Consider the following 14,264-nt stretch of genomic DNA (forward strand, 5'->3'; position numbering starts at 1 on the left):
CTATCAAATTTATGACGCCTCTTGCCTCTTTCTAATTTTGTCCTGATCAAAAATTTATAATATGACAACAAGAAAATTATCATCCGCAATTGCTATTCTATTTGGAATGACCATTGTGGCATGTACTCCTCAAGAAAAGCAGCCAAAGTTTGAAGCTCCACTGTTTGACAATCTGGGTAACAATCATTTTAAAATCTCAACTGACAATCCCTGGAGTCAAAAATTCTTCGACCAGGGTCTAACCCTCACTTATGGATTGAACCATGCTGAAGCTCTGCGCTCATTCAAAGAGGCCGCTCGTTTGGACGATCAGTGCGCCATGTGCTATTGGGGTATGGCATATGTACTGGGCCCAAATATCAATAGTGCAATGGACTCCACGATGGTGGTCGAAGCCAATGGCTATATTGAAAAAGCGAAGGAATATTTGGGTAATACCCAGGAATATGAACAACAAATGATCCTGGCATTGGACAAAAGGTATCCAAAAAAGGAAAGTCAATCATTGGCGTCTTGCTATAAGGCATATGCTGAAGAGATGAAATCAATACAATCTAATTTCCCTGAAAATAATGATATAAGCACCTTATACGCAGAAGCACTAATGGATTTACATCCGTGGGACTATTGGAATACAATAGATGGCAATCCACGAGCCTGGACGGGTGAGATACTAGATATGCTAGAGCACACACTAAATCGAGACCCTAATCACCCTGGGGCTAATCACTATTATATCCATGCCATAGAAGCTTCAAAAAATCCTTCGCGTGCATTAAAAGCAGCTCATACTTTAACCGATTTGGTACCTGGAGCTGGACATCTCGTACACATGCCGGCACATATTTTCATCAGAACCGGAGATTACCACGCTGGATCTATGGCAGGCGAACTCTCTGTAGAAGCTGATAGCATTTACATCACCAATTGCAAAGCCCAGGGCATCTATCCACTGGCGTACTATCCGCACAATTATCATTTTCTGGCAGCTACGGCTACTTTAGAGGGACGAGGAGAAAAAGCCATAGATGCAGCTTTCAAAGTCGCTCAAAATGCCGACGCACAACTCATGTATCAGCCAGAATGGGCTACACTACAGCACTATTATATTACCCCACATTACATTCTGGTCAAATTTGGGCAATGGGACAAAATATTAGAATTGCCAGAATCAGACTTGCTATATCCAAAGGCAATCAGGCACTATGCCCGTGGCATGGCCTACCTTGGGCTCAATCAAATAGATAATTCTATAGAAGAGCTTTGGTCTCTAAAACAGATTGGTGAGAAGGATGAGCTGAAGAAAATTTCCATTTGGGAATTAAATACAGTTGATCACTTGGTGGAAATCGCAACACTCATTTTAGAGGCAGAGATTGAGAATAGACAAGGTCAGTATCAATCTGCAATCAAAAAACTGATCTCAGCTGTAGACATAGAAGACCAATTGAACTACAACGAACCACCGGATTGGTTTTTCTCCGTGCGTCATACCTTAGGAGCGGTGTATCTGGACAACAATCAATTCGAAAATGCAGAGGCTGTTTTTAAGGAAGACCTCGAGATTTACCCAAATAATGGTTGGGCTCTCAAGGGGCTGCTTCTCAGCCTTGAAGGCCAGCAAAAAGAAACTGAAGCTGAGGCTGTCAAGGCACAGTTGGATAAGGCATGGCAATATGCTGATTTTGACCTGCCTTCATCAAGACTTCTAAATGAGAAAATACCAGAATTTGAGAATATAAACATTGAGGCTCTCACTGCAAGGCTAACAACTATTCCGATTTTACCTCTATGTGGTGTGAAATCTAATTAACAATAAATTCTAGCACTTCTCTTTTGAATTATACATTCCTGACATAAAGAAATCGTGTCAGGAATGTATATTGCAATTATGGTCAAAAGAATCAAGTGGCTGGGTCTATATTTTATTATACTGGCGCACGCTGGTTATAGTCAGAACATGGTGGTGAACCCAGGCTTCGAAGAAGTATGGGAATGTCCTTTTTCCATGAACCAGTTGAAGTTCACAAAATCATGGTTTCCCTTCGGTACCGCAGATCCTTCACCAGATTTTTTTCACGCCTGTTGTGAAAACGACCTGATGGGCGTACCCAAAAATATATTTGGCTATCAGGAATCCCATAGCGGTGACGGATATATTGGTATGATCTCATATCTGACCTCAAAAAGTGGTCGTGGCTGGAGAATACCCGAAAATCATCGTGAGTTTGCTATGGTTCAACTTTCAAAACCTCTTGTAGCCGGCAATGAATATTATGCTGAGATGTGGGTAAATCTAGCTGACAACTGCGAGTTTGCGATCAATCATTTAGGAATGTATTTCACTCGAGATATGCCTACATTCGACTGGCAGGTAATGAATTTCAAACATTACAAACCTCAGGTGTCCAGTCCTCCCGACTTACTACTGGATGATATCGAAGGATGGACCAAAATTTCTGGTACATTCATAGCCAAGGGAGATGAGCTGGCATTGACTATCGGTACTTTCTATCCCGACTCATCGCTTAGAGCAAAAAAGACAAAACGTAAATTTTCAGAAGTAAGGGACAAAAGAACTCCAAAGCATTTGCAGCCACAGATTGCCTATTACTTTGTTGATGACGTGCTGGTACGCCCGGTGGATCCAAACGAATCGATCTTGCCTGATCCTGCTATCGCAGGAATAGATCCAGTCGATGATTATTTCGGTCCTGCCGAGGTAGGTAAAAAATTTACCCTTCAAAATATCTACTTTGAATTTGATAAGGCCACTTTGCTACGATCTTCCTACTTAGAACTAAATAAGCTACTCGCTTTTCTTGAGAAATATAAACGAGTTAAAATTGAGATCGAGGGACATACAGACAATGTGGGCTCTGCCGACTACAACATGAAACTATCCAAGGCCAGAGCCAAAGCCGTGGTCGACTATCTGGTGGCCAAGGGGCTCAGCGAATTTCGTTTGGAATACAAAGGACTTGGGAGTTCGAGGCCTATAGTACCCAACAACAGTCCTCAGAATCAAGCACTCAATAGACGAGTGGAATTTGTGATATTAGAAAACTAAATAGTGATGACCAGCTTGCCCAGCTGCTTGCCCACATGCATATCATCGAATGCAGAGACGATATCATCAAAACCTCTAACAGAATCTACAATTGGAACTATAGAATGACTAGTAACAAATTCGATCATCTTCACAAATTCGGAATCTGATCCCATAGTAGACCCATGGATGCTTGCCTGACTCCAAAAGAGTCGAAACATATCCAGTTTTTTTGGCGCGCCAGTAGTAGATCCGTAATGTACTAATCTTCCGCCCGGGCGAATTATCTTTAGATAATCATTCATACTTTCGCCCCCGGCGCTATCAATGATTGCATCGAATCCTCCTGTCTCTTTCAATGCCTCCTTGGCCCAATTATCATTTTTATAATTGAATCCGCCGGTGGCTCCATGATTAATGATCTGATCTATTTTGTTTTGACTTCCCGAGGTGACGTAGACTTGTGCTCCAGTGGCGGCGGTAAATTGATAGGCAAATTGAGCCACGCCCCCTCCTATACCAGTGATCAGTACTTTTTGATTTTCTTCAATTTTTGCCTTCGTGAATACAGCTCTGTAAGCAGTAAGTCCACCCAAAGGCAAGGCCGCTGCTTCTGTAAAACCGAGATGCGCAGGTTTTTCCATTAGCCGATCCGTGTTGACTACTACATACTCAGCGAACGTTCCGTTCGTAGGCATACCCAATATATGATAGGCCGTATGCTGTGCAGCCTCATCAGGGCCCCAATCGATATTAGGATTAATAATTACTTCTTTGTTCATCCAGCCAGCATCTGCCCCTTCGCCCAATAGCGTAACTACTCCGGAGCCATCCGACCCTAATACAGTGTCATACTTTATACCCGGATACATCCCGATTCGGCACCATTGATCGCGATGATTTAAAGCGGCTGCTTTTATTTGAACCAGCGCCTCATTGGCTCCAGGTTTCGGGATTTCCATCTCGCGAATGGCTATTTTATCTTGACTTTCGTCAACTAACAATAAAGCTTTCATAGAATTCTACTGGTTAAAATGGTGCTTCACCTGAAGGTGAGTTTGCCTCACCGCCTTCATTAGCTCTTGACGGGAAGGTGACCGTATTTGGACTGGTGTCAAATTCTGCAGGTACGCCCGTGGAAGGAAAGCCACCTCCGCTATAATCTCCGCCCATAATGGATCCATCCAGATTGGCGAATTTAGTGAAGCGTCCAATAAATTTTAGTTTTACATTTTCCAAAGAACCATTTCTGTGCTTTGCGATTATTACCTCACCTGTCCCCGCTGTTGGCAATCCATCTTCGTCCTCTGTGATATCGTAATATTCTGGTCGGTAGAGAAACATTACCATATCTGCGTCCTGCTCTATCGATCCTGATTCTCTCAAATCTGATAGCTGTGGGCGTTTGTCTCCTCCTCTGGTTTCTACCGCTCTACTTAACTGTGACAGTGCGATTACCGGCACGTTCAACTCTTTGGCTATGCCCTTTAGGGCGCGCGAAATTGATGCTATTTCCTGCTCTCTGTTGCCACTGCCTCCACCTGATTTGGATGAATCACCTGACATCAACTGCAAATAGTCAATGATAATCATTTTGATATCATGTTGGGCCTTCAACCTTCTACACTTTGCACGCAGCTCCAAAATACTCAAGCCGGGCGTATCATCTATAAAAATGGGCGCCTCCGTGAGCCTGGCAGTTTTATGGACTAATTGTTCCCACTCATGTTCAGCAAGATTTCCCTTTTTTATTTTATCACTTTCTAACTCTGCTTCTGCGGAGATCAATCTATTAACTAGCTGTATCGAAGACATTTCCAGCGAAAAAATAGCCACCGCTTCACCAAAATCAACGGCAGCATTTCTCATGGCCGACACTACAAAGGCAGTTTTACCCATGGCGGGTCGAGCAGCGATGATTACCAAATCTGACGACTGCCACCCTGCGGTCACACGATCTAGTTCTGTAAATCCACTTGGTACGCCGGTCAGTCCATCCTTGTGCTCTTTTCGAGCCTCAATCTCCATAATAGCCTCGTGCATGAGCTGCTGCATGCCAGCATAATTCCTTTTGATATTTGATTCTGAGATTTCAAACAAGGCCTGTTCCGTTCGATCCAGCAATTCGAAAACGTCCTCAGTATCTTCAAAGGCATCCTCCTGGATTTTAGCAGAGATTCTAATCAAATCACGTTTTATGGCTTGCTCAGTGATTATTCTTGCATGATATTCAATGTTAGCAGCTGAATTTACCCGAGTGGTTAAATGGGCAATATGATAGGCACCTCCAGCTATTTCCAACGTTCCATTTTTACGCAGCTGGGCGGTCACGGTCATAATATCAACAGGCTCAGACTTGTTGAATAATTGTACTATAGCCTCGTATATTTTGGAATGGCGATCATCATAAAAACTCTGTGGTTTCAAGATATCAACGACTGTGGTCAACGCATCTTTTTCAAGCATCAACGCACCAAGTACAGTCTCTTCGATTTCGACAGCCTGCGGTTGCATTTTTCCCAATGGTACTAATGCAGTCTTTGACTGAGTGCTTTTTCTTGCGCTCACCTTGCTTTTAAAATTTCCCTGGTCTGGAGAATCTATATTGGCCATAATGTACTAGACGTAATATTTTGGATGAATCACTATCTCAAATTCAAGAACAAACTTATGCAAACAGGTGGTCTATTTTTTCAAAATCTCTAGTAGATTAATAACAACATTTCCACAATAGATTTAATCCACTAAAATCGACACATAAATAAACGAGAATCCCCAATATTATTGTTGCACGAATTTTAAGCACAGGTTTAATTTGCACACCTTACTAATTGTCTTATTTTTGGAAAAATTCAAGAACAGCATGAGCCAAAACCATCAAAGAATACACATTATTGCCATCGGCGGAGCGGTTATGAGCAGTCTGGCCGTAGCTCTTAAAAAGAAGGGAATGTATGTGACTGGTTCTGATGACAAAATATATGACCCCGCTGCCTCATTGCTGAGCAAGCATGACCTCTTTCCAGAACAGGTGGGTTGGCAAGCAGACAATATAGATGAATCTCTCGATGCTGTGATTGTAGGCATGCATGCCAAAGCTGACAACCCCGAACTGGTGAAAGCACAAGCTCTTGGGCTCAAAATTTGGTCTTATCCTGAATTTATCAGATCTCAATCTGAAAAGAAACAACGAATAGTAATTGCCGGGAGTCATGGGAAAACTACTATCACTGGTATTATTATTCATGTTTTGAATTATTGGAACCGCTCCTTCGACTATGTCATCGGAGCCAAAATCGAAGGCATCGACGAAACCATTCAATTGTCAGATGCTCCGATAATAATTATTGAAGGGGATGAGTACTTTACTTCGCCTCTTGACCCTGAACCAAAATTCTTGAAATATGATCACCATATTGCTTTGATCAGCGGTACTGCATGGGATCATATCAACGTGTATCCTACCGAAGATAGTTACCTGAGACAGTTTAAAAAGCTCGCTGACAATACACCGAAGGCAGGTTCACTGATTTACTGCAACGAAGATTCACACGCAAAAAAAATCGCCTCGAAAGAAGTAGAGGATGTGAAGGCGACACCTTATGAAACCCCAAAGTATAAGGTGAAAGATGGCCGATTTATTATTAATGGAGATATACCGGTAGCCTTGTTTGGTAGACATAATATGCAAAACCTGGAAGGTGCCAGGATCGTTTTGGACAGAATTGGCATTACAAAAGAGCAGTTTTACGAAGCCATTCCCTCCTTCAAAGGGGCTTACAAAAGAAATAATCTATTGGCAGAGAATGCCTCTACCGCGGTATATACCGATTTTGCGCATGCGCCCTCTAAGCTAGCCGCTACCTCAGCGGCTTTAAAGGAATTGCATCCTAAAAGAAAACTTACCGCTTGTTATGAGCTCCATACTTTTAGTAGCCTAAACAAGGATTTTTTGGCAAACTACGCCGGAACATTTAAATCACCAGACTCGGCTATTGTCTATTATGACAACCAACTTATTGAAGAGAAGAATTATGCGCCTATCACTCTTGAGGACATTAGATCCTCATTCAAGAGAAAGGATATTCAAGTTTTTACCGACTCAGGTGAACTAGAGACCTACTTGAGGGGTCAACAATGGCAAGATCAAGATTTAATATTTATGAGTTCCGGTACATTCGGAGGGCTCGACCTGGCATCCATTGCTCACCATATAGTGCAATAACGGATAGCACGGCATCACTAATAAGCAAATATTCAATGCAATTACACCTTAAGAACCCACTGGCTGTTTTCGATCTGGAAACGACTGGTACTAATGTTACCACAGACCGAATTGTTGAAATTTCGGTAGTCAAAATAATGCCTGATGGTGAGGAAATTGTAAAAACCATGAAGATTAATCCTACGATCCCCATTCCGGTCGAGACCAGTATGATTCATGGCATTTATGATAAAGACGTAAAGGACGCACCTACATTTAAATCAATATCAAAAAGCCTGGTTGAGTTCTTTAATGGCTGTGATTTAGGTGGCTTCAACTGTTTGAAATTTGACATTCCGCTGCTCATTGAGGAATTTTTGCGTGCTGATATTGAATTTGATACTACAAACCGCAAGTTTGTAGATGCACAGAAGATTTTTCATATGATGGAAAAAAGAACACTTACCGCTGCTTATCAATTCTATTGCGGAAAGTCTTTAGATGATGCGCATAGTGCTGAGGCTGATACATTGGCTACTGCTGCAGTTATCAAAGCGCAGGTCGAGCGATATGACGGTCAGACGGTGGTGGATGCTATGGGCCGGAAGCTGGGTACAATAGCAAATGACATGAAAAATCTGCATGAGGTCACTGCAGCCAACATGGTAGATCTAGCCGGAAGGTTTGTAATGAATGATAAGGGAGTGGAAGTATTCAATTTTGGTAAGCACAGACACAAACCAGTCGAGGACATTCTAAAAGCTGAGCCAGGGTATTACGACTGGATGATGAAAGGCGACTTTCCTTTGGATACAAAGAAGAGGCTTACTCAAATAAAACTTCGTGGGTTTAATACCAGATAAAATGAAGATTTAAATTTTTAATTCACGCTCTTTTCTTTGAGCTCAATCATCTTCTCTAAATTCTTGATATATGCTGAAGCGCCGCCAGCTGCATAACCTGTCTTACCGTAGGCTTGTATTTGAAAACGTTTGCCATCCGGTTTATCGAGATCAAACATCCATATGGTAGGAAATCCTGTGACACGAAAAGCCTGTTGCAATTCAACATTTTGCTGTTTCTGAGCTGCTGGTAATGCAGTTCTGCGTGGGTAGTCCAATTCCAAAAGTATGACGTTTTCTGCAGCCCACTCCTTGAATTCAGGCTGGCTGAAAACCTCTCTATTTAGTTTTTTACACCAGCCACACCAATCACTTCCGGTAAAATTTGCTAAAATTGGTTTGTTTGTCTTTTCAGACAACTGATATGCTTCTTCGACATTCACCATCCATCCTTCGTGCTCGGAATTGACGAAATCCTTCTTGCTGTCTTGAGCATTTACACCTTGAAAAGCTAACAAAACGGACAAGAAATAGAAGCTAACTAATGTGTGGGTCTTTTTTGTCATCACCTTTAAATTAATTGTGCTACTGAGTTAGACAAAAATAAGGTTTTTTGCCTGAGACTCATATTCTATACTAATATTAAACTCATTTGGTTCAGAATATTGCAAAAAAATCGATGAACGATTGAATTCTCTTGACAGAAACAAATGAGGTAATTCTATTATTTATTATATTTAGATAAACAAGAAAAGCCATGCACAGTTGCAACAAATGTCAAAAAAGAGCTATCCTACATTGTCGCGCTTGCGGCAGATACTGGTGCGCTAAATGTCATGAAGAGCATGGCAAGCCTGGATTATTTGCTGGAAAATGTGGTGTATGTGAAGGGATTGTAGTTAGGCTGGAGCATGCATAAGGCCTGCCAAATCTTAGCCGCCAACAATCTCTCTTAAATCGGACATCAAACTGTCCCAGAGTTCTTCTAATTCTTTTTCGTCATCCATTTCGGAGTAATCTGTGACCCTAATGAAAACTGACTGAGTCAATTCGTTCATATCGATTTTAAACTCTACATAGTTTGGATCCTCTTCTTCGCTGATAAACTCGAATTTGACCTGAGAATTGGTTCGGTGAGAAACCATTTTTGCTTTGTTCTCTTCACCATCCCAAATAATGGTGAATATTTTGTCTTCATTAATGTTGACATCGTCAGCAAACCATTGTGCTAATCCACTTGCCGATGACAAGTAAGGATAAAGCATTTTTTTTGACGCCCTGATCTCATATTCCCCTACAAATTTGAATTTGCTCATATCCTAAAAATCGATTTCCAATTTGCTCAATGTATGAATTTTCTTCGAATGTATCAAAAGTTTTTATAAAGACTTGCGAATAAACAAACAATGCCTAGATTTGCACCTCGAAAAATCAAACGGCGAGGTAGCTCAGTTGGTTAGAGCGCAGGATTCATAACCCTGAGGTCACGGGTTCAACTCCCGTCTTCGCTACTAGATTCACAAGGCAGTTCCTGATTTCAGGCAACTGCCTTTTTTGTTTTTACGACTTGTTCCAGGGAAAAAATGTCCATTATTAGCCAGTGATATTCGAGCGGTCAAATCCTACAATTATATATCCGATCGCAACATCCATAATGTAGTCAATAAATTCAATATTCATATTATTTTTGCTCACTTATTAAAATAGTACAAAACAAAAATGGCAGCATACGATTTTCAGAGCATTGAAAAAAAATGGCAGCAATACTGGGCTGATAAGTCCTCTTTTAAAGCGACCGTTGACAATAAAAAACCGAAGTTTTATGCGCTGGACATGTTCCCCTATCCATCAGGGGCCGGGCTACATGTAGGGCATCCGCTTGGCTATATTGCCTCGGATATTGTTTGCCGCTTCAAGCGAACCAAAGGCTACAATGTACTGCATCCAATGGGCTTTGATGCATTCGGACTGCCAGCCGAGCAGTATGCGATTCAGACCGGACAGCATCCAGCCATTACCACCCAGGAAAATATTGCAAGATATAAGGAGCAACTAAAAAACATTGGGTTCTCCTTCGACTGGAGTAAAGAAGTACAGACTTGCGATCCCAACTACTACAAGTGGACGCAGTGGATTTTTATTCAGCTATTCAACAGCTGGTATGACCATGAAGCAAATAAAGCCCGCGATATCGATGAACTGATTGCCCATTTTGAAAAAAATGGAAATGCCGGTTTGAATGCGGCCTGCGACGAAGATGTAGTAGGTTTTGATGCCAACGAGTGGAAGTCCTTTTCGGAAATACAGCAGCATGAGATGCTACTGAAATATCGATTGACCTATTTATCTGAAACCACTGTAAACTGGTGTCCGGAGCTTGGTACTGTACTCTCTAATGATGAGGTGAAAGACGGCTATTCTGAGCGCGGTGGATTTCCCGTAGTCAGAAAGCAAATGAGTCAATGGAGCATGCGAATTACGGCTTATGCTGAGCGTTTGCTGGAGGGTCTTGATTCGATTGACTGGCCAGATCCACTGAAGGAAATGCAGCGCAATTGGATAGGTAAATCCATAGGCGCCGAGATGACCTTGAAAATAGATGGGTATGAGGATACCATTACTGTATTTACCACCAGAATTGATACGGTTTATGGACTTACATTCATGGTGCTGGCTCCTGAGCTAGACATCATACAAAAAATCACCACCTCGGAGCAAAAGGAAGCAGTTGAGACCTATATCGAAGTAGCCAAAAACAAATCTGAGCGTGATCGAATGACTCACGTCAAAAAGGTTTCTGGTGTATTTACCGGGGCCTACGCGATACACCCATTCAGTGGCGAGAAATTGCCAATCTGGGCGGCGGATTATGTTCTGGCTGGCTACGGCACAGGGGCCGTGATGGCTGTACCTGGTGGCGATCAGCGTGATTATGATTTTGCCAAACATTTTGACCTGCCCATATTGCCCATTTATGAAGGAATGGACATTACTGAAGAAGCCAATCCAACAAAAGAAGGCATGATCATAAATCCTGGCATACTCGAAGGACTGACTTACGAGGAGGCCACGAATAAGGCCATCAGTTTCCTCGAAGAGAAAGGCATTGGAAGTAAAAAAATAAACTATAGAATTCGTGACGCCATCTTTGCTCGCCAGCGATACTGGGGCGAGCCTGTACCGATTTATTTCAAGGAGGGAATCCCCTATCCGGTTGCTGACGAGGATTTGCCAATCGTGCTACCCGAAGTGGATAAGTATCTACCCACTGCTGATGGTGACCCGCCACTCGCCCGAGCGGAGAACTTCACTTATACACCAAAAGGATCAAATGAGTCCTACCCTATCGAGCAAAGCACAATGCCAGGCTGGGCCGGATCCAGTTGGTACTGGTACAGGTATATGGATGCTAGCAATGAAAATGCATTTGTGTCTGATGAAGCCAGAGATTATTGGAAAGATGTGGACTTGTATATAGGAGGTACAGAACACGCTACAGGGCATTTGCTCTATTCAAGGTTTTGGAACAAATTTCTTTGTGACAGAGGCTACGCCAACGAAGAAGAACCATTCAAGAAATTGGTGAATCAGGGCATGATTCAGGGACGATCAAATTTTGTATATAGAAAAAAAGGAACCAACGAATTTGTATCCTTAAATCTCAAGGATCAATTCGAAACGTCGCCCATGCATGTAGATGTTGGCCTGGTTGACAATGATGTATTAGACACGGATTCATTCAAAGCCTGGAGGCCAGATTTGAAAGATGCTGAGTTTATCCTGGAAGATGGAAAATATATCTGCGACTATGAAGTGGAGAAGATGTCTAAGTCAAAATATAACGTAGTGAATCCTGATGACATTATCGAAAGATACGGTGCAGACACACTTCGTATGTATGAGATGTTCTTAGGTCCTCTGGAGCAATTCAAACCTTGGAATACACATGGGATCGATGGGGTATACAAGTTTCTAAGAAAGTTTTGGAGGCTATTCCACGAAAACGAAGAAGCGTTTTCTGTCTCGGAGGAAAGTCCTAATAAAGATGAACAAAAGATCATCCATCGTACAATCAAAAAGGTGGAAGAGGATATTAACAGTCTGTCACTGAATACATCGGTGAGTACCTTGATGATAGCAGTGAATGAGCTTACGGCTTTGAAATGTAATAAGCGTGAAGTGTTGGAGAAGCTGGTGATCACTCTCTCTCCTTTTGCCCCGCATATGGCAGAAGAGCTTTGGCAGCTACTGGGTCATAGTGAGGGGGTAAGCAAAGCAAGCTACCCTGCGTATGACGAGAGTTATCTGACTGAAAGCACGCACGAGTATCCGATTTCAATCAACGGAAAAGTAAGAGCTAAGATTGCCTTCGCGATTGACATGAGCAATGAGGATATTGAAAGTCAGGTACTGGCTCATGAGGCTGTCATGAAATGGACGGAAGGAAAACCTCCGAAAAAAGTAATTATAGTACCAAAGCGTATTATCAATGTAGTGCTATGACATACTAAAGATGGTCATCTTTTTTTTTGATTGCTGAATCATTATATTGGTAATTCAAACGCGCTTCTTTTGAAATTAGTCTTCCCCTTGATGCTTCCATTGGAAGTAGTAACAGACTGAATTTCATGCCTCTGCTGAGGTGAAGCATGTGATTGTAAAATTCAAATACATACACATGAAATATACTGTTGACATTACCATCAATCTTCCAAGGGCCAAGGTGATCGAATTGTTCGATAATCCCGATAATATGAAAGCATGGCAGCCGGATCTGGTCAGCTTCGAGCCTGTCAGTGGAACACTGGGCCAGCCAGGAGCCAAGTCTATTCTGCACTATAAAATGGGTAAACGTGACGTGGTAATGACCGAGACAGTGACCAAAAACAACCTGCCTGATGAAATGGCTGGCACCTATGAGACTAAAGGGGTCTACAATGAAATATCCAATCGATTTGAAGCCATCAACCAGAATCAAACCAAGTGGACATCTGAAAACGAGTTCAAATTTTCTGGGTTCATGATATTGATTGGATTCTTTATGAAAAGTGCCTTTCCCAAACAAACTCTCCAGTTTATGAATCAGTTTAAGACATTTGCAGAATCTACTGCTGAAGACAACTGATCAAGCCAAAATTTCTGTGGTCTTTTGAAGCATGTCATCGGTAAAATTCAAATGAGTGACCAATCGAATGTCGTTTTGACCGAAGGGCACAGCCAAGAGTCCTTTTTTCTTCCAGGCAGCTAACAGTTCTTTTACTGGTTTATCTTTCGCCACAGAAATGATGACAATATTGGTACCAGCAGAAATAATGTTTTCCACATACATTTTATCTTCAAACATATTGGCCAGTTGATTTGCACGGCGATGGTCATCTTTTAGCCTTTGCACGTTGTTTTCCAAAGCATAAATGCATGCAGCAGCCAAATAACCGGCTTGTCGCATCCCTCCTCCTAAGACCTTTCGAACTCTCTTGGCTCTGCCAATAGCTTCTTTGGAGCCCAACAGTGCTGAGCCTATGGGTGCACCCAAGCCTTTGGAGAAGCAGACAGATAGTGTATGAAAGCATTTGCCATGATCCAGAGGATTGTCTCCTGTTTTTACCAAGGCATTAAATATACGCGCACCGTCGAGGTGCATTTTTAGCTTATTGTCGATAGCTACTTTAGTGATTTCCTTGATCGTCTCTAACGGAAATACACTACCTCCACCTTTGTTTACAGTGTTTTCTACAGCTACCATCGAAGTCCGTGCATAATGAATATCATCAGGATTGATGTTGTCTTGCACATCGGCGGAAGTAAATCGACCTAGGTCACCATGAAGTAATTTAATGGAGGTCATTGAATTATAGGCAGCTCCGCCTCCTTCATAATTGTAAATATGCGAGGTTTGATCGCACAATATTTCATCCTGCGGTTGGGTATTGATTCTGATAGCAATCTGATTGGTCATCGTCCCTGATGGGCAATAGAGTGCTGCCTCCTTTCCAAAGTACTTAGCGATTTTGTTTTCCAGTATCATCACCGTAGGATCTTCGCCAAAAACATCGTCACCCACTTCCGCAGCCATCATGGTTTCCAACATCTCGTCTGAAGGTTTTGTGACGGTATCGCTTCTTAAATCAATCATATTAGTTATTATCAGGTCTTCGTCAGGTCTCTACCC

At 42.1% G+C, this 14,264-nt stretch carries 11 protein-coding genes and 1 tRNA gene; 7 read left to right on the forward strand and 5 right to left on the reverse strand.

Annotated features, from left to right (window positions below; all coding sequences use genetic code 11):
* Positions 1 to 61 precede the first annotated feature (61 nt).
* Positions 62 to 1,813 carry a hypothetical protein gene (locus ABJF11_RS18295; protein WP_348121602.1) on the forward strand — a complete coding sequence of 584 codons (1,752 nt, stop codon included), beginning with the start codon at positions 62 to 64 and terminating at the stop codon, positions 1,811 to 1,813.
* A 63-nt stretch (positions 1,814 to 1,876) separates the two neighbouring features.
* Positions 1,877 to 3,070 (forward strand): OmpA family protein, encoded by a 1,194-nt coding sequence (locus ABJF11_RS18300; RefSeq protein WP_348121603.1) that lies wholly within the window; start codon positions 1,877 to 1,879, stop codon positions 3,068 to 3,070.
* On the opposite strand, the gene ABJF11_RS18305 is transcribed toward ABJF11_RS18300, so the two are convergent.
* The gene (locus ABJF11_RS18305; RefSeq protein WP_348121605.1) at positions 3,067 to 4,065 is read right to left on the reverse strand and encodes a zinc-binding dehydrogenase; all 999 of its coding nucleotides are present in this window, start codon (positions 4,063 to 4,065) and stop codon (positions 3,067 to 3,069) included. The genes ABJF11_RS18300 and ABJF11_RS18305 overlap by 4 nt on opposite strands.
* A 13-nt stretch (positions 4,066 to 4,078) precedes the next feature.
* A complete protein-coding gene (gene dnaB / locus ABJF11_RS18310) occupies positions 4,079 to 5,662 on the reverse strand; it encodes a replicative DNA helicase (protein WP_348121607.1) in 1,584 nt (527 codons plus the stop codon).
* A 250-nt stretch (positions 5,663 to 5,912) separates the two neighbouring features.
* On the opposite strand from dnaB, the gene ABJF11_RS18315 reads away from it, so the two are divergent.
* Complete coding sequence (locus ABJF11_RS18315) at positions 5,913 to 7,274, forward strand: Mur ligase domain-containing protein (RefSeq protein ID WP_348121608.1); 1,362 nt, start codon at positions 5,913 to 5,915, stop codon at positions 7,272 to 7,274.
* A gap of 35 nt (positions 7,275 to 7,309) precedes the next feature.
* On the forward strand, positions 7,310 to 8,116 hold the full coding sequence (locus ABJF11_RS18320; RefSeq protein WP_348121609.1) for a 3'-5' exonuclease: 807 nt from the start codon (positions 7,310 to 7,312) through the stop codon (positions 8,114 to 8,116).
* Positions 8,117 to 8,133: 17 nt separating this feature from the next.
* On the opposite strand, the gene ABJF11_RS18325 is transcribed toward ABJF11_RS18320, so the two are convergent.
* Both ABJF11_RS18325 and ABJF11_RS18330 read right to left on the reverse strand, forming a co-directional pair.
* Positions 8,134 to 8,661, reverse strand: a complete 528-nt coding sequence (locus ABJF11_RS18325) for a thioredoxin family protein (RefSeq protein WP_348121610.1) — start codon at positions 8,659 to 8,661, stop codon at positions 8,134 to 8,136.
* Between the two features lie 366 nt (positions 8,662 to 9,027).
* A complete protein-coding gene (locus ABJF11_RS18330) occupies positions 9,028 to 9,411 on the reverse strand; it encodes an START-like domain-containing protein (protein ID WP_348121611.1) in 384 nt (127 codons plus the stop codon).
* Positions 9,412 to 9,532: 121 nt separating this feature from the next.
* Between ABJF11_RS18330 and ABJF11_RS18335 the strand changes: the two genes are divergently transcribed.
* The 3 genes from ABJF11_RS18335 (at position 9,533) to ABJF11_RS18345 (ending at position 13,220) form a co-directional block, all read left to right on the forward strand.
* Positions 9,533 to 9,606: transfer RNA gene (locus tag ABJF11_RS18335), tRNA-Met, on the forward strand.
* 208 nt (positions 9,607 to 9,814) lie between these two features.
* Entirely contained in the window at positions 9,815 to 12,598 is a 2,784-nt protein-coding gene (leuS, locus tag ABJF11_RS18340) for a leucine--tRNA ligase (RefSeq protein WP_348121613.1), read from the forward strand.
* Positions 12,599 to 12,773: 175 nt separating this feature from the next.
* Positions 12,774 to 13,220 carry an SRPBCC family protein gene (locus ABJF11_RS18345; protein ID WP_348121615.1) on the forward strand — a complete coding sequence of 149 codons (447 nt, stop codon included), beginning with the start codon at positions 12,774 to 12,776 and terminating at the stop codon, positions 13,218 to 13,220.
* Here the strand turns inward: ABJF11_RS18345 and ABJF11_RS18350 are convergent, their stop codons facing one another.
* Entirely contained in the window at positions 13,221 to 14,228 is a 1,008-nt protein-coding gene (locus ABJF11_RS18350) for a GntG family PLP-dependent aldolase (protein ID WP_348121616.1), read from the reverse strand.
* Between the last annotated feature and the right edge of the window lie 36 nt (positions 14,229 to 14,264).

Origin of the sequence: Reichenbachiella sp. (assembly GCF_039941815.1) — a bacterium.
In the GTDB taxonomy this organism is placed as follows: Bacteria; Bacteroidota; Bacteroidia; order Cytophagales; family Cyclobacteriaceae; genus Reichenbachiella.